This is a genomic window from Paracraurococcus ruber, assembly GCF_004353985.1.
GTDB classification, from domain to species: Bacteria; Pseudomonadota; Alphaproteobacteria; order Acetobacterales; family Acetobacteraceae; genus Paracraurococcus; species Paracraurococcus ruber.
Map to the genome: position 1 here is coordinate 1 of NZ_SMOA01000703.1, position 456 is coordinate 456.

Below are 456 nucleotides of genomic sequence, written 5' to 3' on the forward strand. Positions count from 1 at the left end.
GCCCGCACCGGGCCGGATGCCGCGCCGCCGCGCGCCGGTGCGCAGGCGTGACGAGGCGCACAGCGCCGCCGCCGGCGCGCCCGGCATCCTGGCCGCGACGGGGCCGCCGGCTGGGCCGGGGCACCGTGCAGGAGGGCACCATGAGCATCACCGTCACCGGCTTCCGGCCGGACCTCGCCTCTCCCGGTCTCGCCCCGCGCCCGGCGCCCGGTGCCGGGCTGTTCGGCCGCCTGCGCCGCTGGCTGCGGCAGCGGCGCGACGCGGCGATCCTCGCCGGGCTCGATCAGCGGCTGCGCGAGGATGCCGGCCTGCCGCCGGCGGCGGCCCCGCTGGTCCGCCTGCCGTCGCGGCTGCATATGGGCTGACGGCCGGCCGCGCCGTCGCGCCGCGCCGGGATGCGCCATCGACGCGCCGGCCTTGGCGGCTGCGCCCGCGCCTCGTGCCGGGCGGGCGGAG

Annotated in this window: 1 protein-coding gene; it reads left to right on the forward strand. The window is 82.5% G+C overall.

Going from position 1 to position 456, the window contains the following annotated elements; genetic code table 11:
* Positions 1-140 precede the first annotated feature (140 nt).
* Positions 141-365, forward strand: coding sequence for a DUF1127 domain-containing protein (locus tag E2C05_RS32490; RefSeq protein ID WP_133223681.1), 225 nt, complete (start codon positions 141-143; stop codon positions 363-365).
* Positions 366-456: the final 91 nt, after the last annotated feature.

Bases quoted from the DNA above. Each gene is read 5' to 3' on its own strand.
- E2C05_RS32490 (WP_133223681.1), top strand. From the start codon at position 141: ATGAGCATCACCGTCACCGGCTTCCGGCCGGACCTCGCCTCTCCCGGT.